The organism is Edaphobacter sp. FHG110511_03 (assembly GCF_059115365.1).
Genome location: NZ_JBZYWL010000040.1, coordinates 1 through 1,589 on the forward strand (window position 1 = coordinate 1; position 1,589 = coordinate 1,589).

Sequence of the window (1,589 nt, forward strand, 5' to 3'; positions counted from 1 at the left end):
TATCTCCTCGCGAACGAAGAAACGAAGGCCGAGCGGGGCAAAGATCTGGAAGATTCGGCGGCTTTCCGGGCTGATCCTGAAAAAGATTTGGCCCCTGTCCTGGATCAACTGCGCAGCTCGAGCGGCGTCGATTTCAGTCAATATAAGCCCAATACCATTCACCGTCGCACCTTGCGGCGCATGGTGATCCTGAAGCTGGACTCACTGAACAAGTATGCGCAGTACCTGAAGGGGAATCCCGAAGAGGTCAATAAGCTTTTTGACGACGTACTCATTCCCGTGACGAGTTTCTTCCGCGATTTTGAGGCGTTTGAAGCGCTGAAGACGCAGGTTTACCCGGCCATAGTGAAGGACAAGAGCAAGAAAAACGCCATCCGAATGTGGGCGCCGGGCTGCTCGACAGGCGAGGAGACCTACTCGCTGGCCATGACGCTGCTGGAGTTTCTCGGCGACAGGGCGCCAAGTTTTCACGTCCAGATCTTTGGGACCGATCTGAACGAAAAAGGGATTGAAAAGGCTCGTGCCGGCGTCTATCGGGAGAGTATCGCGGAGGAGATATCGCCCGAGCGCATTTCACGCTTCTTTCTTAAGGTAGAGGGAGGATATCGGGTCAACAAAGCGGTCCGAGACATGTGCATCTTCGCGCGGCAAAACCTCGCGAGCGATCCGCCCTTCTCACAGATGGACCCCGTGGCCTGCCGCAACCTTCTCATCTATATTCAGCCGGTGTTGCAAAAGAAGATCGTCCCAGTTCTGCACTATGCATTGAAAACTTCTGGCTTTCTTGTTCTCGGCAGCTCCGAAAGCCTCTCCGCCTTTCCCGATTTGTTTTCTATCGTGGACAAGAAGCACAAAATCTACAGCAAGAAACCGACAGTGTCCAAGCTATCGTATGAATTTGGTCTGTCGTATTTGCCAGCGGCGAGCGGCATCAAATCGCCCCACAGGGCGGAAAAGTTGGACAATTCCCGCGAGCCCGAGATCGACATTCAGGTCGAAGCCGACCGCATCGTCTTGAAAAATCACTCGCCGGCCGGCGTGGTCGTGAACCGCGCAATGGAAGTAGTCCACTTTCGGGGACGAACGGCCCCCTACTTGGAACCCGCACCTGGCAAACCGAGCCTGAATGTACTGAAGCTCGCGCGCAATGGACTGGCGATCGAACTGCGAACGATGATCGGGGCAGCGATGAAAAAGGATGCTCCCACTCAAAGAGAGGGCGTCTTGTTTGATGGTGATGGGCAGCCACGAATCCTCAATCTGTCGGTTACACCGCTGGGAGGTAACGGCCCTAACGGCAGAAGCTTTTTTCTGGTTCTGTTCGAGGACGTTACCCCGCCTGGATCCGCCAAGGCCGGGAGCACTCCGCATCGCAAAACCAAAGAGGTCCACGAGAACAAGCCGGAACTGAAGCGGCTACGGCAGGAACTCGCGAATTCGCAGGAAGCATTACGTTCTGCCATTGAATCGGAGGATGCGCTCAAAGAGGAATTCCAGTCGGCGAACGAGGAAATTCTCTCGGCCAACGAAGAGTTGCAAAGCACGAATGAGGAGTTGGAAACGTCGAAGGAAGAGCTGCAATCGACCAA

The 1,589-nt window shown here is 54.8% G+C and carries 1 protein-coding gene; it reads left to right on the plus strand.

What is annotated here, in order from left to right; all coding sequences use genetic code 11:
• Nucleotides 1-1,589: CheR family methyltransferase (locus AC5S26_RS29830; protein WP_494188583.1), on the plus strand; the 1,589-nt coding region annotated here is incomplete at both ends.